The sequence below is a fragment of the Roseibium sp. SCP15 genome (assembly GCF_040329435.1).
Lineage (GTDB): Bacteria > Pseudomonadota > Alphaproteobacteria > Rhizobiales > Stappiaceae > Roseibium.
Window position 1 is genome coordinate 428,954 of the sequence record NZ_JBDZYI010000004.1, and the last position, 21,111, is coordinate 450,064.

Below are 21,111 nucleotides of genomic sequence, written 5' to 3' on the forward strand. Positions count from 1 at the left end.
GGAGAGAACTCATGGCACAAATCAAACTCTCCAATCTGCGGCACAGCTATCAGCCCAATCCGCAAAGCGATGCGGATTATGCGCTGAAGAAGATCGACCTGACCTGGGAAGATGGCGGAGCTTATGCGCTTCTTGGACCGTCGGGTTGCGGCAAGTCCACGCTGCTGAACATCATTTCCGGGCTGCTTGTCCCTTCTGAAGGCAAGATCCTGTTCAACGATCAGGATGTGACGGCGTTGCCGCCTGCAAAGCGCAACATTGCGCAGGTGTTCCAGTTTCCGGTCATCTACGACACCATGACCGTTTACGACAATCTGGCGTTTCCGCTTCGCAACCGCGGGCGGGATGAAGACATCGTCAAGCGCCGTGTCACCGCGATTGCCGAGATGCTGGAAGTCACCGACATGTTGTCGACGCGGGCTGCAAACCTGTCACCTGACAACAAGCAGAAGATTTCCATGGGCCGCGGCCTTGTTCGTGAAGACGTCAACGTCGTCATGTTCGATGAACCACTGACCGTGATCGATCCGCATCTGAAGTGGAAGCTTCGCTCCAAGCTGAAGGAGCTTCATCAGCGGGTGAAGGCGACCATGATCTATGTGACCCACGACCAGACCGAAGCGCTGACCTTCGCCGATCAGGTGGTGGTGATGCAGGAAGGTGAGGTCGTTCAGATCGGCACTCCGGTGGAACTGTTCGAGCGCCCCGCCCACACCTTCGTAGGTCACTTCATCGGCTCGCCGGGCATGAACGTGCTTCCATGCGATGTCCGGGACGGCGCGGCTTTCTTCGGCGGTGAACAGATCCGCCTGGAAGGACCTGCCAGCGGGGTCAGCAACGGTGCCGCGGAAATCGGCATTCGGCCGGAGTTCGTGTCCGTATCGACCAACGGCAACGGCATTGCCGCCCAGGTACGCAAGGTTGCGGATATCGGCCGCCACAAGGTGGTGGAAGCCATCGCCCATGACAGCCGTGTTCATGCAATCCTGGACGGCGAAGCACCGAGTGCCGGTGATGCCGTGAGCCTTGAATTCAAACAGTCCCAGACCCGGCTTTACAAAGACGGCTGGCTGGCAAGCACGCCAGGGGAGGGTGCCCAATGAAGACCCAAAATCAACGCGCCTGGTGGTTCGTGACGCCGGTGCTGCTGCTGGTGGCGTTCAACGCGCTCATTCCGATGATGACCGTTGTCAACTACTCGGTCCAGGAAACCTTTGGCGACAACCTGTTCTTCTGGCAGGGGTTGGACTGGTTCGAGCAGGTGCTGAAATCCGAACGTTTCCACAATGCGCTCGGCCGACAATTCTTCTTCACTTTCATGATCTTGATCATCGAGGTGCCGTTGGGGATCGCCATTGCGCTTGCCATGCCGAAGAAGGGCCCGTGGGTTCCGTTCTGTCTTGTGACGATGGCTCTGCCGATGCTGATCCCGTGGAACGTGGTCGGTGCAATGTGGAACATCTTCACTCTGCCGGACATTGGTCTGCTCGGATATTTCATGAACCACACACTGGGCATTTCCTATGACATGACCCAGGACCCGGTTGCTGCCTGGGTGACCATCATCATCATGGATGTCTGGCACTGGACATCGCTGGTGGTTCTGCTGGCCTATGCCGGGTTGGTTTCAATACCGAACGCCTACTACCAGGCTGCCGAAATCGATGGCGCTTCGAACTGGGCCATCTTCCGCTTCATCCAGCTGCCCAAGATGAAAACTGTTCTGACCATCGCGGTTCTGCTGCGCTTCATGGACAGTTTCAACATCTACACCGAGCCGTTCGTTCTGACCGGTGGCGGACCGGGCAACTCCACCACGTTGCTTTCCATCGACCTGGTGAAGATTGCTCTTGGTCAGTTCGACCTCGGCCCGGCAGCTGCCATGTCGCTCATCTACTTCGCCATCACGCTGTTCGCCTCCTGGCTGTTCTACACGCTGATGACGTTGAACGATAACAAATCCTGAGGAGAACCATCATGCGCATGAAAAGCCTGGTTCCCGCGCTTTACATCCTCTTCCTGATGTTGCCGATCTATTGGCTCGTCGCGATGAGCTTCAAGACCACGAACGAGATCCTGGCCGGGTTCTCCCTGTTCCCGCAAACTTGGACGTTTGCCAACTATATCGAGATCTTCACGGATCCGACTTGGTACTGGGGATACATCAATTCCATCATCTACGTGACGATGAACACGGTGATCTCCGTTCTGGTGGCACTGCCTGCAGCCTATGCGTTCTCGCGCTATTCCTTTGTCGGCGACAAGCAGCTGTTCTTCTGGCTGCTGACCAACCGCATGGCGCCGGCCGCTGTCTTTGCGCTGCCGTTCTTCCAGCTCTATTCGGCAGTCGGCCTGTTCGACACGCATATCGCCGTCGCGCTCGCTCACTGTCTCTTCAACGTGCCTCTGGCGGTCTGGATCCTGGAAGGATTCATGTCGGGCGTGCCAAAGGAACTGGATGAAACAGCCTATGTGGACGGATATTCCTTCCCGAGGTTCTTCGTGACGATCTTCCTGCCTGCGATCAAGTCCGGCGTTGGTGTCGCTGCCTTCTTCTGCTTCATGTTCTCATGGGTGGAGCTGCTGCTGGCCAAGACGCTTACCGCGGTCGCAGCCAAACCAATTGCCGCCGTGATGACCCGGACCGCTTCCTCCGCCGGTTATGAACTCGGGCTTCTGGCGGCCGCCGGGACCCTGACCATCATTCCCGGCGCCATCGTCATCTACTTTGTCCGTAACTACATTGCCAAGGGCTTTGCCCTGGGGAGGGTGTAATGCTTGGCTGGATGGCATGGACATGGCCGACGGCGCTTCTGTTTGTCGGGATCTTTACGGCAGTTGGAATCCTGACGGTTGTCGAAATCAAGTTCCCGGGCGGAGATGCCCGCCGGGGAGTTCTGGGGCTGACGACGACACGGGGCGACCGTCTCTTCATCACGTTGCTCGGAACCGCCTATATCTTCCTCGCCTGGCTGGGGCTGATCGGCTATCCGCTCTGGTGGCCACTGGCACTTAGCCTTGGTTGGGGTGTGTTCTGCTTCTGGAAGGTTTGACCATACTGCCATGCCCCTGATTGTCAGGGGCATGGCATTGAATGTTTGACGACTAAAAAAATAGTAATTTTTGATTTTATGGTGCATGAATAGGTGCGTTGGGGGGAGAGGACGTCAATCAGAGACAGTCTGATATCTCTCGCTCCTGGCCACATCCATACCGCAATCGGTGCAGGGCAGTAATGAGAAAGCGTAAAAGCAACGAGTTTTTGACCGAAGTCGAACTGGAGTTCATGACCGAACTCTGGAAGCTCGGCGAGGGCTCCGTGCGGGACATCCTTGCATGTCTGCCGCCGGAGAGAAAACTGGCCTATACGTCCTGTGCCACCATCATGCGGATCCTGGATGAAAAAGGCTTCGTGGACAGCCGGAAAGAAGGCAAAACATTCATCTATTCCCCTCGGCTGACCAAGGACACCTACCAGTCCCGTTCTCTCAGGAATCTTTCTGACAAGCTGTTCGACGGCACGCCCGCATCTCTCGTGGCGCGGCTCGTTGATGAATACGAACTATCGGAGAACGATCTGGAGGAAATTAGAGCGTTGCTGGACAGGAGGAGGACAGATGACGCTACTTAACCAGGTCTTTGACATTTACATTGATCTGAACATCACGCTGGCCCTTACGGCGGTGGTGTGGTTGACGGTCAAGATGAGTATGGCCCGCTTTGGAAGACGGCTCGCCTTCACGGTGCAGCTGGGACTTTTGAACGGGCTTTTTGCTGTCATCATCCTGTCTCCGGCAGTCGTTGCCGTTTATCAGCACATGCTGGTGGCGGAAATGGTTCCCGCAGCGCTTTCGGTCAATCTGGCGGATTATGCGGTCTCGCAGTACCTGCGTGGCGGCATTGCTCTTCCGGCGGAAGACTTTCAGGCCCTCCTGGGGCTTCGAAGTCGCTTCACCGAGAGCATCCTGACGATGACCCCCGGTCTGGGGCTCGGGATCGCATTGTTCCTGATTGCCGGCTTCATTGGTTTTGGAACGCGCCTGGTCATCAACTTCGTGCGTTTGAACCGGATGCTTTCGACCTGCCATGACTGGCGCCGGAACGGCCGGGTGCAGCTTCTGCTTTCAGACAGGGCAATTGTCCCGTTTTCCGCCCGTGGGCTCATTCGCCACTATGTCGTCATTCCGTCGGAGCTGCTGGCGAAGCCTGACGACCTGAAACTTGTGCTCAAGCATGAGTTCCAACATCTGCGTCAGGGTGATGTTGCCTGGGAAATCGGTCTGGAGCTTCTGCGGCCATTCTTCTTCTGGAATCCGTTCTTCTATGTCTGGAAGTCGGAGGTCGAGAGGTTGCGTGAGCTGGCTTGCGACCAGAAGGTTGCCGAACACAGCCAGGTCGACCTGAAGGCCTATTGCATGTGTCTGCTGCGTGCCGCGCAGGCAGGATTGCGTAAGCGCCAGGAACAGACAGGTCGCGACCGCGTCGGCAATGTTGCCTCCGTAGCGCTTCTCGAAGTGCAGGATCGCCTGCTACGCCGGTCGCCCGCCCAGAAACTTCGGCGCCGTGTCGAAGCCCTTCTGGAAACAGACCGTCTGCGTCCGCATTGGGGACTTGCCGGTCTTGCGGTTCTGCCGATGATTGCCGTGATCCTTCTGATCTCGATGTCCATCCAGAAACCTGCCGACTGGAGCCAGGACCGTTTGATGCTTTCAGCCATCGTCAATCTGGAACGGCTGGAAACGATCAACTCCTTCGGGCAACGGCCACTACGCTGATCAATCCGGGCAGCTTGCTGCCCGGCTGCTGCCGATCCCGCCGGGCTCTTTTGAAGCTGCTTGATTTCAGGCGCCATTTCGGCTCTGAAAGAGAGCAGCTTTTTTGAAAGTCGTTTCAGCACGTGACACAGATCGGCAAACGCGTCCGGGTCAAGGGACTGGTGCAGGGGGTGGGCTTCCGGCCATTTGTCTGGAAGCTGGCGCAGGATCTGCCGATTTCCGGATATGTCCTCAATGACGGGCGTGGTGTTCTGATTGAGGTGTGCGGTCCTTCCGACACAATCGGAATGTTCCTGGACCGTTTACAAGAAGACGCACCGGTGCTGGCGCGTATCGATCAGATCGAACTCACTGAAATTTCCGGCGACCTTTATTCCGGCGGGTTTCAGATTGGCGAGAGCGACGGGAGCGAGGTCGCAACGGGCATCGTTCCGGATGCCGCCACCTGTCCAAAATGCCTGGCAGAGGTTCTGAACCCGGCGGACCGCCGGCACAATTATGCGTTTGCCAATTGCACCCATTGCGGACCGCGCCTGTCGATTTTGCGGCACATACCGTATGACCGGGCTTCGACTTCTATGGCGGTTTTTCCGATGTGCGAGGAGTGCCGCGTGGAATACAGAAATCCTGAAGACCGCCGGTTTCATGCGCAGCCAATCGCCTGTCCGGACTGCGGCCCCAGATTATGGTTTGAAACATCAGGGTGTGAAACCGTTTCCGGGGACCCGGTTGCGATCGCGGCCGATCGCCTGCGCGCAGGAGAAATCCTGGCAATCAAGGGTCTGGGCGGGTTCCAGATTGCCGTTGATGCAGGCAATGAGATGGCGGTAGAGGAGCTGCGCCGGCGCAAGCGAAGACCAGACAAACCTCTGGCGTTGATGGCCCGGGATCTTCATCAGATCCGCTCCTATTGCCATTTGTCGAATGAGGAGGAGGATCTGCTTGAGAGTTCCGCAGCGCCGATCCTGCTTTTGCAAAGACACGGAGAGCAGCTTGCGCACAGCATTGCTTGTGGTCACGACAGGCTCGGCTTCATGCTGCCGAACACGCCCCTGCATCACCTGCTTCTTGGACAGCTCGATCGGCCGATCGTACTGACATCGGGCAATCTGTCTGAAAGTCCGCAGGAGACAGTCAATGACCAGGCAAGGCGCCGCCTGAAAGTTATAGTCGACGGGTTTTTGTTGCACGATCGGGAGATCGTCAATCGGCTGGATGACAGCGTGCTCAGGCTCGACGGGTCCGGTCCAACGGTTTTGCGCAGGGCTCGCGGTCTTGCGCCCGCACCCATTCACCTGTCACAGGAATTTGCAGATGCGCCAAAGGTGCTTGCCATGGGAGGCGAGCTGAAGTCGGCCTTCTGCCTTCTGAACGGCCGCAATGCAGTTCTGTCGCAGCATATCGGGGATCTGGAAGATGCGGCGACATTCGCCGACTACAAGAAGATGCTGCGGCTTTATTGCGATCTCTATCAGTTCTGTCCGCAGATCATCTCCGTCGACTGCCATCCGCAGTATCTTTCCACGGCGTATGGAAAGGCCCTGGCAAAGGAGTTCGGAGCCGAACTCGACCATGTGCAACATCACCACGCCCATATGGCGGCCTGTCTGGCCGAGCAACAGGATCCAGCCATCCGGGATGATCCTGCTTTCGGGCTCATACTTGATGGCCTTGGTTGGGGTGAGGATGGAACGGTCTGGGGAGGGGAAATTCTGAAGGGGGATTTGTCCGGCTTTAATCGACTGGGTCATTTTCATCCGGTTCCCCTGCCAGGTGGAAATGCGGCGGTTCGGGAGCCCTGGCGAAACCTCGCAGCGCATCTTCATACAGCCTTCGGACCAGGCTATCTCGGCCGACTGCACGGAACTCGATTGCGCGATGCTCTTCAAGCAAAGCCGTTGAAACCGCTCGATCGGATGATCGAAAGAAGCGTCAACGCATCGCTGTCTTCCTCCGCTGGCCGGTTGTTTGATAGCGTCGCAGCCGCTCTCGGGATCGGGTTTGACTGTCAAAGCTACGAAGGTCAGGCTGCGATGCTTCTTGAAGCTCTGGCCCGGCCGCATATGCAGACGGAGCAGGGATATCCCTACCATGTGTCGACGCCGCTTCCGGTCGTCATATCGTTCCAGGCACTTTGGATGGCCCTGATCGGCGATCTCAAGAGCGGTGTTTCTGCCGGAAGGATTGCCGCACGTTTTCATCTTGGACTGATCGACGGACTGGTGTCGGCCCTGGAGCAGTCTGGTGCGCGGTCAGCCGATCGCATCGTGCTCTCCGGCGGCGTCTTTCAGAATGCCATTCTGCGTGACGGAGTAACCTCGCGACTGAAAGCAAGCGGTCATGAGGTTCGGAACCAGACGCTTGTTCCTGCCAATGATGGTGGATTGGCCCTCGGTCAGGCGGTTGTTGCAGCAGCGCGCCATTTCACACGCTGACGGGTATGCATTGATTTTCTGAAATTCATCTTCGAACCCGACACGTTGACATGCCTCATTGACGATAACCTTCTCCTTTGAAAACGTAAGGGTGTTCGAGGTTTTTATGATCGGATTGGCAGTTTCCGGTTGCATGGAGACGTCCATCCCTTTCAAATTGATTTCAGCGGTGACGCGCCGCACCTGAAAATTGGGGAGAGGATGCACCATGGAAAATGGTCGCAGTGGTTCCGGCGGAGCGAACGGCCCCGCGCGCGAAGTTGCTCCTGTATCTGCTGACGAGATCGCCCGGATCTGCGGGGCGTTCGGCAATGACAAGCATCGCATGCTGGATATCCTGCGTGAAGTGCAGGACCGGTATCGCTGCATATCCGCGTCGACCATGGACCTGATCGCTGCCGAGACAGGCCTGACCCGGATTGAAGTGGAAGGCGTTGCAAGTTTCTATTCATTCCTGTCATTAGCGCCAAAAGGACAGATCACGATCCGGCTGTGTGACGACATCGTGGATCGTTTTGCGGGCCTTGACGCCGTCGCGTTGGCTTTTGAAGAAGTACTCGGCGTTGCCCCAGGCGAAACGTCACCAGACGGAAGGTTTTCCCTGGAATACACTCCCTGCATTGGCATGTGTGATCAGGCGCCTGCCGTGATGATCAATGACGTGGTGCTGACCAGTCTGACAACCGAAACGGCGAAGTCATTTGCTGAAGCCCTGAAGGCGGGACAAACACCGGAGCAACTTGTCAGCGACCGATTTGGCAATTTGACGCCCCATGAGCGGGCCTTGCGGATGGTGGACAACAACATCCGGCATGCAGGTGAAGTGCTGCTTGGTCCGGTTCCGGAAGAAGCCGGGTTGAACAAGGCCGCTGGCATGAGGCCGACGCAGATCATAACGGCAATTGAAGAAAGCGGACTGCGTGGCTGCGGCGGGGCCGGATTTACCACCGGCAGGAAGTGGCGCTTTGCTGCCAGTGAACGGGCCGAGAAACACTTCGTGATCTGCAATGCAGATGAAGGCGAGCCGGGCACGTTCAAGGACCGGGTGCTTCTGACGGAGCGTCCTCATCTTGTCGTTGAAGGCATGACCATTGCAGCGCGAGCCGTCGGTGCGCGCGAGGGCATCCTTTATCTGCGTGGGGAGTATGTCTATCTGCGCGAACACCTCGAGCAGGTTCTGGAAGACCGGCGGCGGCGCGGCTTGCTGGGCCGGGACATCCTGGGCATCAAGGGCTACAATTTCGACGTTCGACTGCAACTGGGGGCCGGTGCCTATATCTGCGGCGAGGAAGGCGCGCTGATAAGCTCATGTGAGGGGTTGCCGGGCGAGCCGAAGACCCGTCCTCCCTTTCCCGTCAATCGCGGTTATCTCGGCTATCCGACCGTGGTCAACAACGTTGAGACTTTCTGCCATGCTGCGCGCATTCTCGATCGCGGGGCACAATGGTTCCACGACATGGGCACGGAAGGATCACATGGCACCAAACTGTTTTCCATTTGCGGCGATTGCCTGAACCCGGGCATTTACGAGCTGCCCTACGGACATACCATTTGGGAAATCCTTGAACGGGTTGGCGGGGAAGATGCCGCCGCTGTTCAGGTGGGCGGACCCAGCGGAACAATGATAGCCCGCGACAGCTTTCATCGAAAACTGACCTTTGACGACCTGGCGACCGGTGGTGCGATCATCATCTTCAACGGTGAGCGCAACATTCTGGAAATTGTCGAATACTACATGTCTTTCTTCGTGCATGAGAGCTGTGGCTATTGCACGCCCTGCCGGGTCGGCAACGTCTTTCTGCAGAAGGCGATCCAGAAATTCCGCAAGGGCCTCGCCAATCCGGAAGACGTTGAATACCTGAAAGACCTTTCCGGGACGATCATCGAGACCAGCCGCTGCGGCCTCGGCATGACGTCGCCCAATCCCGTTTTGACGACCCTGGAGAATTTCCCGCTTGTCTATTCGGCGGTGACCAAGCCGAGCAAGGACGGCATCCGGGATACGTTCGACATCCAGTCGGCCATCGATGGCGCCCGCAAGATTGCCAAGCGCCGGTCCTACATCTTCGACAGGGATTTCACGCAATGAGCGGGACAAAGAAGGAAACCGGCTTCTCCTTCACCATCGATGGGGTGGAAGTCACGGCCTATGCGGGGCAGACGATCATGGAGGCTGCCGACGAAGCGGGTGTCTATATTCCCCGCCAGTGTGACCATCAGGGATTACGTCACCAGGGCAGTTGCAGGGTGTGCACTGTCAAGGCTGGAGGGCGCAGCGTCGCCGCATGCACGCAACCGGCTGCCCCCGGTCAGGCGGTTGAGAACGAGACCGCTCACCTGAACAAGATGCGACGCGATCTGGTCGAGATGCTGTTTCACGAGGGCAATCACCTTTGCCCGATCTGCGAGGCCAGCGGCAATTGCGAATTGCAGGCAATGGCCTATCGGCTGGACATGACGGAGACAACCCGGTTTCCCTATCTGGAACCCTGCCGCGCGCTCGATGCCTCGCATCCCGATATCGCGCTCGATACCAATCGCTGCATCAGTTGTGGCCGCTGTATCCGGGCCTCGCAGGATGTCGATGGCAAGGGCGTATTCGGCTATGTCGGTCGAGGCATTCACCGTCGTGTAGCCGTGAACGGCGAAAACCTGGCCGACACCGATGCGGAGGTAACGGATCACGCCATTTCCAAGGAAGTCTGCCCGGTCGGCTGCATTATTCGCAAGCGTGTCGGGTTCGTCACCCCCATCGGTGAGCGGGAATTCGACAAAGGAGTGATCGGTCACGAGATCGAGGAGAAGCGCAAATGAGCGAGCTTCCCAAGGCCCGGATCGCGACCGCCTCGCTGGCAGGCTGTTTCGGCTGCCACATGGCAATCCTGGACATAGACGAACGCCTGATCGAGTTGATGAAGCTGGTGGAGGTCGACCGGTCACCTCTGACCGACAAGAAGCGGTTCACCGAACGCTGCGATATCGGCATCATCGAAGGCGGCTGTTGCAACGAGGAAAATGTACACGTGCTGCAGGACTTCCGGCGCAATTGCGACACGTTGATTGCGCTCGGGCAGTGCGCGATCATGGGTGGGCTTCCCGCCATGCGAAACGCGATCATGCATTCCGATGCGCCTTTGCGCGAATGCCTGGACGAGGCCTATATCACCGGTCGCTACATCCGCAACACCACCCACAACGTGCCCAATGATCCCGCGTTGCCGCTCCTGCTCGATGAGGTTTATCCCTGCAGCGAGGTGGTTCAAATCGACTATCAGATACCGGGATGCGCACCGAGTGGCGACATCATTTTTGACACGCTTTCCAAGCTGCTGACCGGAAGGTTCCGCGGCTTCGAACCCGAAATGATCAAGTTTGACTAGGCAGGGAGATCAAGATGGCTGAACCCAGAATGATTGAAATCTCTCCGGTCACCCGGGTGGAGGGCCACGGCAAGGTGACCATTCATCTGGATGGTGAAAACAATGTCGAAGAGGCACGTCTGCATATTGTCGAATTCCGGGGCTTTGAACGGTTCATCCGTGGGCGGCTGATGTGGGAAGTGCCGGTCATCGTCCAACGGCTCTGTGGCATCTGCCCCGTGAGTCATCACCTGGCTGCGGCCAAGGCCATGGACATGATTGCAGGTGTCGATCAACTGACACCGACCGGGGAAAAAATGCGCCGGTTGATGCATTACGGCCAGGTGATGCAAAGCCACGTCCTGCATTTCTTTCACCTTGCAGCGCCGGACCTTCTGTTCGGCTTCGGGGCACCCGCGGAAAAGCGCAATATTTTTGAGGTGATCAAGGAAAAGCCTGAGCTGGGCAAGCGTGCGGTGCTCATGCGCAAATATGGTCAGGAAATCATCGAGGCGACAGCAGGCAAGAAAATCCACGGAACGGGTGCTGTCCCCGGGGGCATCAACAGGAACCTCAGCCTTGCGCAACGCGATCATTTTCTGGGGTCGATTGACGAGATGGTCGCGTGGGCTTTGGATGCCGTGAAGCTTGCGCGTGATTACACGCTGGAACACGAAGACCTGGTCGCCGAATTCGGTTCTTTCCCTTCCAATTACATGTCACTGGTGCGCGACGGCGACGGTGCCCTGGACCTTTACCACGGCAATTTGCGAGCGCTCAGCTCAACCGGCGACATGATCTTCGATCAGGTGCCTTGCAATAGGTATCACGAGCTGATCGTGGAGGATGTCCGCTCCTGGTCGTACATGAAATTCCCGTTCATCACCGAACTCGGACCCGAGGCAGGGTGGTATAGGGTCGGGCCCCTGGCCCGTATGAACACGGCAAGCTTCATCGATACCCCCTTGGCCGAGGCGGCGCACAAGGACCTGAAAGCGGTTACCGGCGGATCACCGAACAATTCGACGCTTGCCAATCATTGGGCGCGCATGATCGAGGTTCTGCATTGCGTTGAGAAAACCCGCGAACTGCTGAACGACCCTGACCTGCAGGGGACGGATCTGATTGCAAAGGGTGATCGTCGCGAGGAGGGGATCGGTGTCATTGAAGCGCCACGCGGCAATCTGATCCATCACTACCGGGTCGATGAGCATGACCAGGTCACCTACTGCAATCTGATTGTCTCGACGACCCATAACAACGAAGGCATGAACCGGGCCGTCAAGGATGTCGCCGTCAAACATTTGTCCGGTCACGAGAAGATCACCGAAGGCATGCTCAACCATGTCGAGGTGGCGATCCGGGCTTATGATCCGTGCCTGTCCTGCGCGACCCACGCACTCGGCCAGATGCCGCTGCAGGTGGAATTGTTCGGCGCAGACGGAGGTTTGCTCGACAGCAGGACACAGTCGATTTGAGCGCAACGGGAGAATGAGTGGACCACAAAACACCGTATGAAACACAGGCAGGTTCAGGCGAAAGATGCTTCTGATCGGATATGGAAATCCAGGACGCGGGGATGACGGGCTTGGCCCGGCTTTTTCAGAAAGCATGGCCGCGCGCGGTCTGCCCGGGCTGGAGGTCGATACCGATTATCAACTGGTTGCTGAACATGCGCTGGCGGTGTCCGCTCATGATCTGGTGGTGTTTGTGGACGCTGAAATTGGCAGGCTGGAGAGCTTTTCGTTCACAGAACTTGAGCTAGGTTCGCCTGAATTACTGGGGAGCCACAGTTTCACACCAGAGACGGTTCTGGCTCTTTCGGCAACTTTGTACGGAGCTTCGCCGCGTTCCTTCATTCTCGGGATAACCGGGTATGATTTTGGCGACGTAAAAGAAGGTCTTTCGGAAAAAGCGGCTGCAAATTTGGCAGAGGCAGAAACCTTTTTTCTGAACTGGCTGCAGGAACAGACGTCCGAAAGGGAGGCGGCGCATGCATGAAATGTCATTGTGTGAAAGCATCCTGGACATTTTGAAGGATCAGGCTGCCAGGGAACATTTCACTCAGGTTCGGCGTGTCTGCGTTGACATCGGTCCGCTCTCCTGTGTTGAGCCGGAAGCTCTCAGGTTTGGCTTTGACGTGGTCATGAAAGGGTCTCTTGCCGAAGGCGCGGTGCTTGAAATTTCCAGACCAGCTGCCGAAGCACTTTGCCTGTCCTGCTTCAAGACAGTGCCGGTCCGGCAGCGGTTCGACACGTGCCCGGAATGCGGTTCGGAGGCACTGCAGGTCACGAGTGGCGAAGAGCTGAAAATTCGCGAATTGGAGGTGGAGTGATGTGTACCGTTTGCGGTTGCGGCGACACGCATGAACACAAACACGAAAAGAACCACGTTCACTTCGGCGAAGGCGAAGCCGGTGTGTCGGTGCCGGGGATGAGCCAGTCGCGGCTCATCCAGGTTGAGGCTGACATTCTGGGCAAGAACAAAATCTTTGCCGAGCGGAATAGACAGTATCTCACCGAAAGGGGAGTGCTCGCGCTCAACCTGGTATCCAGTCCGGGTTCGGGCAAAACCACGCTCCTGGTGGAGACGTTGGAGAGGCTGAAAGGCGAAGTGCCGGTTGCCGTTGTCGAGGGCGATCAGCAGACCTCCAACGATGCCGATCGCATTCGGGCGACCGGTGCGCCTGCCGTACAGATCAACACCGGCAAGGGGTGTCATCTTGATGCTCACATGGTGGGGCACGCGCTGGAGAAACTGCTGCTGGATGAAGGTGGCGTTCTCTTTGTCGAAAATGTCGGCAATCTCGTCTGCCCTTCTGCGTTCGACCTCGGTGAGGCTTTCAGGGTCGTAATCCTTTCGGTCACGGAAGGAGAAGACAAACCGTTGAAGTATCCGGATATTTTTGCAAGTGCGGACGTAATGGTTCTCAACAAGACGGATCTGCTTCCCCATCTTGATTTCAGTGTCGATGACGCAATTGCCAATGCAAAACGCATCAACCGGACAATCAGGGTTCTTCAGGTTTCCGCACGCACCGGCGAAGGCATGCAAGACTGGCTCGACTGGCTGAGGAGTGCACTTGCATCGCAGGTAACGGGCACGTCCCACGGACAAGTGGCCGAATAGGAGTTTCAATCATGTGTCTTGCTATTCCTGCCAGGGTTGTTTCCGTTGATGCCGATGAAATGGCGACCGTTGCGCTGGAAGGTATCCGCAAGCCCGTTTCAACAGCGTTGCTGGAGGATGTGTCCATCGGAGACTATGTCCTGGTTCATGTTGGGTATGCCTTGCACAAGCTGAGTGAAGAAGAAGCCGAACGCACATTGCAGCTGATGGCAGAAGCCGGAGTGCTGGCCGAGGAACTGGAGGAAATGGCAGCGGATGCCTCGGCGGAGGCAACCTCATGAAATATATCAGCGAATTTCGCGACGGTTCCCTGGCAAGGAAGCTGGCAAGGGCGATTGCCCGGGAAGCAGGATCGGACCGCACCTATCATCTGATGGAGTTTTGCGGAGGACATACCCATGCGATCTTTCGGTATGGGGTTCAGGATCTCGTGCCGGAGAACGTGAACTTTGTGCATGGGCCGGGGTGTCCGGTCTGTGTCCTGCCGGTCCGGCGGCTCGATGATGCGGTGGAACTTGCGCTGCATCACGATGTGATCCTGTGCACCTATGGCGACATGATGCGTGTGCCGGGTACGAAACAGAAAAGCCTGATCAAGGCAAAGGCGGAAGGCGCTGACATCCGTATGGTCTATTCCACGCAGGATGTCCTCAAGATCGCCCGGGAAAATCGTGACCGTGAGGTTGTTTTCTTTGCCATCGGATTTGAGACGACAACACCACCAACGGCCGTCGCCTTGTTGCAGGCGAAGGCAGAAGGCCTGACGAACTTTTCCGTGTTCTGCAATCACGTGCTGACGCCTCCGGCCATCGCGCATATCATCAGAGCTCCAGCCGAGCCGGGAGAGACACCGGTTCGGATCGACGGATTTCTCGGCCCCTCTCATGTCAGTTCCGTTATCGGGTCCGAGCCTTACGAACCCGCTGCTCGAGATTTCAGGAAACCGGTGGTTATTGCAGGTTTCGAACCGCTGGATGTCATGCAATCCACGTTGATGCTGATCCGTCAGATCAATGAGGGACGGCACGAGGTGGAAAACCAGTATACGCGTGTTGTCACGCGTGAAGGAAATCGCAAGGCGCAGGACATCGTCGCAGGTGTTCTGGAACTTCGCAGCGCGTTCGAATGGCGTGGACTGGGTTCGGTTCCTGAAAGTGCGTTGAAAATCCTGGAGGGTTTTGCAGAATTCGATGCGGAAAAACGTTTCACCATCAGCGCGAAACAGTCCCGCGAAGTGAAGTCCTGCGAATGCCCAGCAGTCCTGCGCGGTGTCAAGAAGCCGACGGACTGCAAACTCTTCGGCACCACCTGCACGCCTGAAAATCCGGTTGGTGCCTGCATGGTGTCTTCGGAAGGTGCTTGTGCAGCCTATTGGACCTACGGGCGAAAACGTGCAGCGGGAACTGTTTCCCGGGGAGCTGCTGCATGAGCGAACCCGAAAGGCCCTCAGGCCTGGCATCCGGCAACGTGGACATGACCCATGGCGGCGGCGGGCGCGCAATGGCAGATCTTATCGAAGACCTGTTTCATCGCCATCTCAAGAATCCCGTTCTGGATCAAGGGCATGACGCAGCCGTTCTTGAAATACCTTCCGGCCGGCTGGTGGTTTCGACGGACGCGCATGTGGTCTCGCCCCTATTCTTTCCAGGAGGCGACATTGGTTCGCTGTCAGTGCATGGAACGTTGAACGATGTGGCAATGGCAGGCGCTCGGCCGATATCCCTGACCGCCAGTTTCATTCTGGAAGAGGGGTTTCCGCTGGCAGACCTGGAACTGATCGTCATCTCCATGGCGAACGCCGCGCGCGCGGCGGGAGTCCCTGTCGTTTCCGGCGATACCAAGGTTGTCGAAAAGGGAAAGGGCGATGGCGTTTTCATTTCGACGACGGGAATTGGGGTCCTGGCCGAAGGCGTATCCATTTCTCCGATGAGAGCAAGGCCCGGGCAGGCGGTGTTGATCTCAGGTTCCATTGGTGACCACGGCGTTGCCATTCTTTCAAAGCGTGAGAACCTGGAGTTCGAAACGGAAATATGTTCCGACAGCGCCGCCCTTCACGGTCTGGTTGGAGACATGATCGAGGCTGTGCCGGGTATTTCCGTATTACGGGATCCGACACGCGGCGGGCTTGCAACTGCACTCAACGAGATTGCTCACGCCTCCGGCGTGGGGGTTGTGTTGAACGAAGAGGCCATTCCCGTACGGGCGGACGTTGCGGCGGCCTGTGAGCTGTTGGGGCTTGATCCGCTCTATGTCGCCAATGAGGGAAAACTGGTCTGCATTTGTGATGTTGGCGATGCCTCGATGTTGCTGGAGATCATGCGCGCCCATCCGCTCGGACTGCAAGCAGCGCAGATAGGCCAAGTCGTTGAAGACAATGACCATATGGTCGTCATGCAGACTGGTTTTGGCGGTGCGCGGGTGGTGGACTGGCTTTCCGGTGAGCAGCTGCCCAGGATCTGCTGATAGCCTCGACCTTGTTCAGTTGACAATCAGATGTCGGGACCTGCCAATCGGCCCTCGGAGGATGGGTCGACTTCGTTTCTCAGAGCTTCAAGCGCGCGCATGCGTTCCTGGGCCCGTTGCTGGTTCTGTCTTGTCACCCCGGCAATCAACACTTCAGCGATTGCCATCAGCGCGAGGGACGAATCCCATGGCGAGGGCACTGCAACCCTTGCCGGAAGCACGTAGCTTGCAATCCGGCCGATCGGGGACATCCAGCTGTCGGTGACCAGGGCGACTGTTGACCCTTGTTTGGCGGCTGCTTCCGCAAACTGGATGATTTCCGCCTGATAGCGCCTGATGTCGAAAACCAGAATCACGTCCTTGGGTCCCATCCCGAGCAATTGATCGAGCCAATTGCCCTGCTGGCCGGCAATGTGGGTGACGTTTGAGCGGACGATCCGGAGATGCGCGGCCATGTACCTGGCCAGACCATCAGTAAATCGGCCACCAATCAGATGAATGGTCTTGCGCTCGTCAGACAGCAGTTTGACCAGGCTCTCAAGTTCTCCCTTCGGCAGGTGGGCGAAGGTCTCGCGGACGTTCTCAAGCAGCTGGCTGACATGGGGGTCGCCGTCAGGGTCTTCCGGCATGCTGGCGCTGCGGGCGAGGGGAGAGTTCAGCTGGCTTTGCAGTTCTCCGCGCAATTTCTTCTGAAACTCTGCAAAGCCCGGAAATCCCAGTCTGCCGACAAAGCGCAGGATGGTGGGAGAGCTGACCCCGGCTGCCTCCGCGAATTGTGCAACCGTCCCGAGGCCCTGCATCGGGTAGTTGGCCATGAGCGCATGTGCCGCCTTCTTTTCCGTGGTTGTGAATTCGTCAAGTCGGTCGCGAATGTCTTCCAAAAGAGGGCGTTCCATGAGCCTGTTCCCCAAAAGCGTTTTTGCGATCCGTTCTGTCGAATTTCATTTGACAGCGGCATCAATCTGCGTATCAAATATTACAGATCTTGGTTTTGTCGGCAATCCTGTAATAAACATTACAAACTTGCCAACCTGAAATGATCGGGGAGTGGGGAATGGGAGTGAGCCCTCAGACAGGCGGAATGGCCAGGGCTGTCGCAGTTGAAAATGCAGAAGGGGCAGGCCCTTTTGTGATCCTGTGCGATCACGCTTCCAATTTCTTTCCGCCTCCCTATGACGAATCCCTCGGTGTTTCCGAAGCTGACAAATCAGCTCACATCGCCTGGGATCCGGGCGCGTTGGGCGTGGCCAAGGGTTTGGCCGAGCAACTCGACGCTCCTCTCGTCTACACGACAATTTCGCGGCTGGTCATCGACTGCAACAGGGAAGAGAATCGGACCGATCTGATTCCCAGCTTGAGCGAAACGACACAGATTGCTGGCAACTGCGATCTTTCGCAGGACGAAAAGAACTTCCGCCTCAATCTGGTGCATCGGCCGTTTCACAACGCGATCGACAAGGTGCTTGACCAGCGCAAGGAGCAGGGGGTGCCGTCGGCTGTCGTCTCCATCCACTCCTTCACGCCGGTCTTCAAAGGCAATAGCAGGCCCTGGGAAATCGGGCTGATCTACGACAATGATCGTCGCCTGGCCGATCCCGTACTGGCGGGCCTGAAGGAGCGCGGCGACCTGACAGTCGGGGACAACGAACCCTATGCTCCTTCTGACGGGGTCTATTACACCATCAGGCGTCATGGCGAAGATCGGAATTTGCCTTGCCTGATGATAGAAATCCGCAACGACGAAGTGAAAACGGCGGAGGAAGAAGCGCGGTGGACCGAATTGCTGGCACCTATCCTGACCCGGGCAGCTCAGTCCGGATCTGCAAATGCCGGAGGAGGTGCTGATGCTTAAAGCTGCCTGCTTCTATGTCCGCATGGTGGACGGTTTCAATCGCCGCCTCGGCAAGATCATCATGTGGGGCGTTTTCGTCATGGCCGGCATCCTGCTCTGGTCCTCCATTTCGAAGACGTTCTTCAATCCGTCGCTTTGGACCCTGGAAGTCGCGCAATTCGCGATGGTGGCTTACTACATTCTCGGCGGACCTTACTCGATCCAACTCGGGTCCAACGTCAGGATGGATCTTTTTTATGCTGAGTGGAGCGTGAAGAAGAAAGCCTGGTTTGATGCGTTTACGGTTCTGCTACTGCTCTTCTATCTTGGGGTGCTTCTTTATGGCGCTCTCAATTCAACCGCCTATTCGCTGGGATATTTCGGCAAGGAGCCCTTCGTCTTTTATTGGGACCTGATCACGGCCTTTGTCACTGGCGGACCGGAAGCGGCAAGTGAAAAGCTCGGATACATCGAGCGCAGCCCCACCGCGTGGCGGCCTTATCTCTGGCCGATCAAGATCGTCATGATTTTCGGATTTTTCCTGATGCTTCTTCAGTGTGTTGCTGAACTTTTGAAAGATATCGCCCGGATCAAGGGAGTGACGATCTGATGTCGTATGAGATGATCGCTCTTCTCATGTTCTCGTCGATGATGCTGATGCTCTTGACGGGGCAACGGGTCTTCGGTGCTATCGGCGGTATTGCCGCAATCGCTGCATTGGCGCTCTGGGGCACGGGTGGCGGTGACATTCCGTTCTCAGCGGCAATGAAGCTGATGAAGTGGTATCCGCTGCTGACGCTGCCGATGTTCATTTTCATGGGCTACGTGTTGTCGGAAACCAAGATCGCCGACGACCTGTACAAGATGTTCCACGTCTGGATGGGGCCGATAAACGGCGGGCTGGCCATCGGCACAATCCTGCTGATGGTCCTGATCTCGGCGATGAACGGTCTTTCGGTTGCGGGCATGGCCATCGGCGCGACCATCGCATTGCCGGAACTTTTGAAACGAAAATACGACAAGCGCATGGTCACGGGGGTGATTCAGGCAGGGTCATCGCTCGGCATTCTCGTGCCGCCATCGGTGGTTCTCGTGCTTTATGCCATGATTGCACGCGCACCTGTTGGTCAGCTCTGGCTGGCAGGTATCATGCCGGGCTTGATGATGGCCGGAATGTTCGTCGTCTACATCGCGGTTCGTTGCAGAATACAGCCGGAACTCGGTCCGGCGCTGAGCGAAGACGAGCGTCAAGCTTCCAAGGACGAGAAGTACCATCTGCTGCTCGCAGGCATTCTGCCGATCGTGATTTTTGCCGCCATGATGGTGCCGTTCGTGATGGGCAAGACCAGTCTTGTGGAGGCCTCGGCCATTGGTGCAATGACGGCGCTGCTGGCTTCAATCATCCGCCGCCGTATGACCTTCGACATCCTGATCCTGTGCCTGAAGAACACGCTCGGCATTTCGTGCATGTTCATGTGGATCATTCTGGCAGCGCTCGGCTTCGGTGCCGTCTTTGATGGTCTGGGTGCGGTGAAGGCGATTGAGAACCTTTTCACCGATCAGCTCGGTCTGTCGCCCTGGATGATCCTGATCCTGATGCAGCTGTCATTCCTGGTCATGGGAACGTTCCTTGATGACACGGCCATGCTGGTGATTGTTGCACCTCTCTATGTGCCGCTGGTGGGGACGCTGGACCTCGGCATGCCTCGAAACGAAGTGCTGATCTGGTACGGTGTCCTCTACACGATCACCACGCAGATCGCCTATATGACGCCGCCCTTTGGCTACAATCTGTTTTTGATGCGGGCTATGGCGCCCAAGGACATCACGATGCGGGACATTTACGGGTCGATCACACCCTTTGTCCTGGTGATGGCATTGGCGCTGGTGCTCGTAATGGCATTCCCGCAAATCGCGCTTTGGCTGCCAGAGGCAATCTACAGCAGGTAGGGGGCGCGCGGGACAATAAAAAGAATATCCGGAGGAAACGGATTTTAATGGCGGATTGAACAGAACCGGAAAACGGTCGGCCGCAGTGATTTTGAACCGAAACCTAGGGGAACTGAGATGAAGAACAGACGTGATTTTCTGAAAAAAGCCGGCTTTGGCGCGGCAGCAGCAGCTGGCGCAACCACGCTCGCAGCACCTGCCGTTCACGGCCAGTCGCCGATCAAGTGGCGCTTGCAGACCTACGCCGGTCCTGCTCTTGCCGAGCACGTGATCAAGCCGCATATCGACGCCTTCAACAAGGCGGCAAATGGCGAAATGGAAATCGAGCTTTACACCGCTGACCAGCTGGTTCCGACCGGCGAGCTGTTCCGCGCGATGCAGCAGGGCACGATCGATGCCGTCCAGTCCGATGACGACTCCATGGCATCTCCGACCGAACTGACCGTGTTCGGTGGCTACTTCCCGTTTGCTTCCCGTTACTCCCTCGATGTGCCGGTACTGTTCAACCAGTACGGCCTGAAGGAAATCTGGGAAGAGGAATATGCCAAGGTCGGCGTGAAGCACATTTCCGCCGGTGCATGGGATCCCTGCCACTTCGCGACCAAGGACCCGATCCGCTCTCTGGAAGACCTGCAGGGCAAGCGCGTCTTCACCTTCCCGACCGCGGGCCGGTTCCTGAGCCAGTTCGGTGTCGTGCCGGTGACGCTGCCTTGGGAAGACATTGAAGTTGCCGTACAGACGGGCGAACTCGACGGCGTTGCCTGGTCGGGCATCACCGAAGACTACACCGTTGGCTGGGCAGACGTGACCAACTACTTCCTGACCAACAACATCTCCGGTGCATGGGCCGGGTCGTTCTTTGCCAACCAGGAGCGTTGGAACGAACTGCCGGATCACCTGAAAACCATGCTTCAGCTGGCAATGGATGCTTCTCACTATTATCGCCAGTGGTGGTACTGGGGCGGTGAAGCAGCCCTGCGCGTCAACGGCACCAAGATGGAACTGACGTCCATTCCTGATGCGCAGTGGGCGACCGTTGAAGAAGCCGCCACAGCTTTCTGGGATGAAATTGCTTCCGAGTCTCCGTTGAAGGCAAAGGTTGTCGACATCTTCAAGAAATACAACGCCGACATGCAGAAGGCTGGCCGTCCTTACCGCTACAGCTGATG

22 protein-coding genes are annotated in these 21,111 nt (G+C 57.2%); 21 read left to right on the forward strand and 1 reads right to left on the reverse strand.

What is annotated here, in order from left to right:
- Positions 1-11 precede the first annotated feature (11 nt).
- From ABLO27_RS21840 to hypE, 17 genes are all read left to right on the forward strand, one after another.
- On the forward strand, positions 12-1,103 hold the full coding sequence (locus ABLO27_RS21840) for an ABC transporter ATP-binding protein (protein WP_353035707.1): 1,092 nt from the start codon (positions 12-14) through the stop codon (positions 1,101-1,103).
- A complete protein-coding gene (locus ABLO27_RS21845) occupies positions 1,100-1,966 on the forward strand; it encodes a carbohydrate ABC transporter permease (RefSeq protein WP_352941652.1) in 867 nt (288 codons plus the stop codon). The genes ABLO27_RS21840 and ABLO27_RS21845 overlap by 4 nt, the downstream gene beginning before the upstream one ends.
- 11 nt (positions 1,967-1,977) lie before the next feature.
- The gene (locus ABLO27_RS21850) at positions 1,978-2,775 is read left to right on the forward strand and encodes a carbohydrate ABC transporter permease (protein WP_352941649.1); all 798 of its coding nucleotides are present in this window, start codon (positions 1,978-1,980) and stop codon (positions 2,773-2,775) included.
- The gene (locus tag ABLO27_RS21855) at positions 2,775-3,053 is read left to right on the forward strand and encodes a DUF2160 domain-containing protein (protein ID WP_353035709.1); all 279 of its coding nucleotides are present in this window, start codon (positions 2,775-2,777) and stop codon (positions 3,051-3,053) included. The genes ABLO27_RS21850 and ABLO27_RS21855 overlap by 1 nt, the downstream gene beginning before the upstream one ends.
- Before the next feature lie 182 nt (positions 3,054-3,235).
- Entirely contained in the window at positions 3,236-3,631 is a 396-nt protein-coding gene (locus ABLO27_RS21860; protein WP_352941643.1) for a BlaI/MecI/CopY family transcriptional regulator, read from the forward strand.
- Positions 3,618-4,775 (forward strand): M56 family metallopeptidase, encoded by a 1,158-nt coding sequence (locus ABLO27_RS21865; protein WP_353035711.1) that lies wholly within the window; start codon positions 3,618-3,620, stop codon positions 4,773-4,775. Before ABLO27_RS21860 ends, ABLO27_RS21865 begins: the two co-directional genes overlap by 14 nt.
- Before the next feature lie 122 nt (positions 4,776-4,897).
- Positions 4,898-7,210 carry a carbamoyltransferase HypF gene (hypF, locus tag ABLO27_RS21870; RefSeq protein ID WP_353035713.1) on the forward strand — a complete coding sequence of 771 codons (2,313 nt, stop codon included), beginning with the start codon at positions 4,898-4,900 and terminating at the stop codon, positions 7,208-7,210.
- Positions 7,211-7,418: 208 nt separating this feature from the next.
- Positions 7,419-9,299: an NAD(P)H-dependent oxidoreductase subunit E gene (locus ABLO27_RS21875; RefSeq protein WP_353035715.1), complete on the forward strand. Its 1,881-nt coding sequence runs from the start codon at positions 7,419-7,421 to the stop codon at positions 9,297-9,299.
- Positions 9,296-10,024, forward strand: a complete 729-nt coding sequence (locus ABLO27_RS21880; RefSeq protein ID WP_353035717.1) for a 2Fe-2S iron-sulfur cluster-binding protein — start codon at positions 9,296-9,298, stop codon at positions 10,022-10,024. Before ABLO27_RS21875 ends, ABLO27_RS21880 begins: the two co-directional genes overlap by 4 nt.
- Positions 10,021-10,590 carry an NADP oxidoreductase gene (locus ABLO27_RS21885; RefSeq protein WP_352941629.1) on the forward strand — a complete coding sequence of 190 codons (570 nt, stop codon included), beginning with the start codon at positions 10,021-10,023 and terminating at the stop codon, positions 10,588-10,590. The genes ABLO27_RS21880 and ABLO27_RS21885 overlap by 4 nt, the downstream gene beginning before the upstream one ends.
- 14 nt (positions 10,591-10,604) lie before the next feature.
- Positions 10,605-12,047: a Ni/Fe hydrogenase subunit alpha gene (locus tag ABLO27_RS21890; RefSeq protein ID WP_353035719.1), complete on the forward strand. Its 1,443-nt coding sequence runs from the start codon at positions 10,605-10,607 to the stop codon at positions 12,045-12,047.
- 64 nt (positions 12,048-12,111) lie between these two features.
- Entirely contained in the window at positions 12,112-12,570 is a 459-nt protein-coding gene (locus ABLO27_RS21895) for a hydrogenase maturation protease (RefSeq protein ID WP_353035721.1), read from the forward strand.
- A complete protein-coding gene (gene hypA, locus ABLO27_RS21900) occupies positions 12,563-12,904 on the forward strand; it encodes a hydrogenase maturation nickel metallochaperone HypA (protein WP_353035723.1) in 342 nt (113 codons plus the stop codon). The genes ABLO27_RS21895 and hypA overlap by 8 nt, the downstream gene beginning before the upstream one ends.
- Entirely contained in the window at positions 12,904-13,698 is a 795-nt protein-coding gene (gene hypB / locus ABLO27_RS21905) for a hydrogenase nickel incorporation protein HypB (protein WP_353035725.1), read from the forward strand. The genes hypA and hypB overlap by 1 nt, the downstream gene beginning before the upstream one ends.
- An 11-nt stretch (positions 13,699-13,709) precedes the next feature.
- Positions 13,710-13,979 (forward strand): HypC/HybG/HupF family hydrogenase formation chaperone, encoded by a 270-nt coding sequence (locus ABLO27_RS21910; protein ID WP_353035727.1) that lies wholly within the window; start codon positions 13,710-13,712, stop codon positions 13,977-13,979.
- Positions 13,976-15,127 (forward strand): hydrogenase formation protein HypD, encoded by a 1,152-nt coding sequence (gene hypD, locus ABLO27_RS21915; RefSeq protein ID WP_353035729.1) that lies wholly within the window; start codon positions 13,976-13,978, stop codon positions 15,125-15,127. The genes ABLO27_RS21910 and hypD overlap by 4 nt, the downstream gene beginning before the upstream one ends.
- Positions 15,124-16,161 carry a hydrogenase expression/formation protein HypE gene (hypE, locus tag ABLO27_RS21920; RefSeq protein WP_353035731.1) on the forward strand — a complete coding sequence of 346 codons (1,038 nt, stop codon included), beginning with the start codon at positions 15,124-15,126 and terminating at the stop codon, positions 16,159-16,161. The genes hypD and hypE overlap by 4 nt, the downstream gene beginning before the upstream one ends.
- Before the next feature lie 26 nt (positions 16,162-16,187).
- Here the strand turns inward: hypE and ABLO27_RS21925 are convergent, their stop codons facing one another.
- A complete protein-coding gene (locus tag ABLO27_RS21925; protein ID WP_352941606.1) occupies positions 16,188-17,057 on the reverse strand; it encodes a MurR/RpiR family transcriptional regulator in 870 nt (289 codons plus the stop codon).
- A gap of 164 nt (positions 17,058-17,221) precedes the next feature.
- On the opposite strand from ABLO27_RS21925, the gene ABLO27_RS21930 reads away from it, so the two are divergent.
- The 4 genes from ABLO27_RS21930 (at position 17,222) to ABLO27_RS21945 (ending at position 21,109) form a co-directional block, all read left to right on the forward strand.
- Complete coding sequence (locus tag ABLO27_RS21930) at positions 17,222-18,013, forward strand: N-formylglutamate amidohydrolase (RefSeq protein ID WP_353035733.1); 792 nt, start codon at positions 17,222-17,224, stop codon at positions 18,011-18,013.
- A complete protein-coding gene (locus ABLO27_RS21935; protein ID WP_353035735.1) occupies positions 18,006-18,602 on the forward strand; it encodes a TRAP transporter small permease subunit in 597 nt (198 codons plus the stop codon). The genes ABLO27_RS21930 and ABLO27_RS21935 overlap by 8 nt, the downstream gene beginning before the upstream one ends.
- A complete protein-coding gene (locus ABLO27_RS21940; protein ID WP_353035737.1) occupies positions 18,602-19,942 on the forward strand; it encodes a TRAP transporter large permease in 1,341 nt (446 codons plus the stop codon). Before ABLO27_RS21935 ends, ABLO27_RS21940 begins: the two co-directional genes overlap by 1 nt.
- Before the next feature lie 117 nt (positions 19,943-20,059).
- Complete coding sequence (locus ABLO27_RS21945; protein WP_352941595.1) at positions 20,060-21,109, forward strand: TRAP transporter substrate-binding protein; 1,050 nt, start codon at positions 20,060-20,062, stop codon at positions 21,107-21,109.
- The last annotated feature ends 2 nt before the right edge of the window (positions 21,110-21,111 follow it).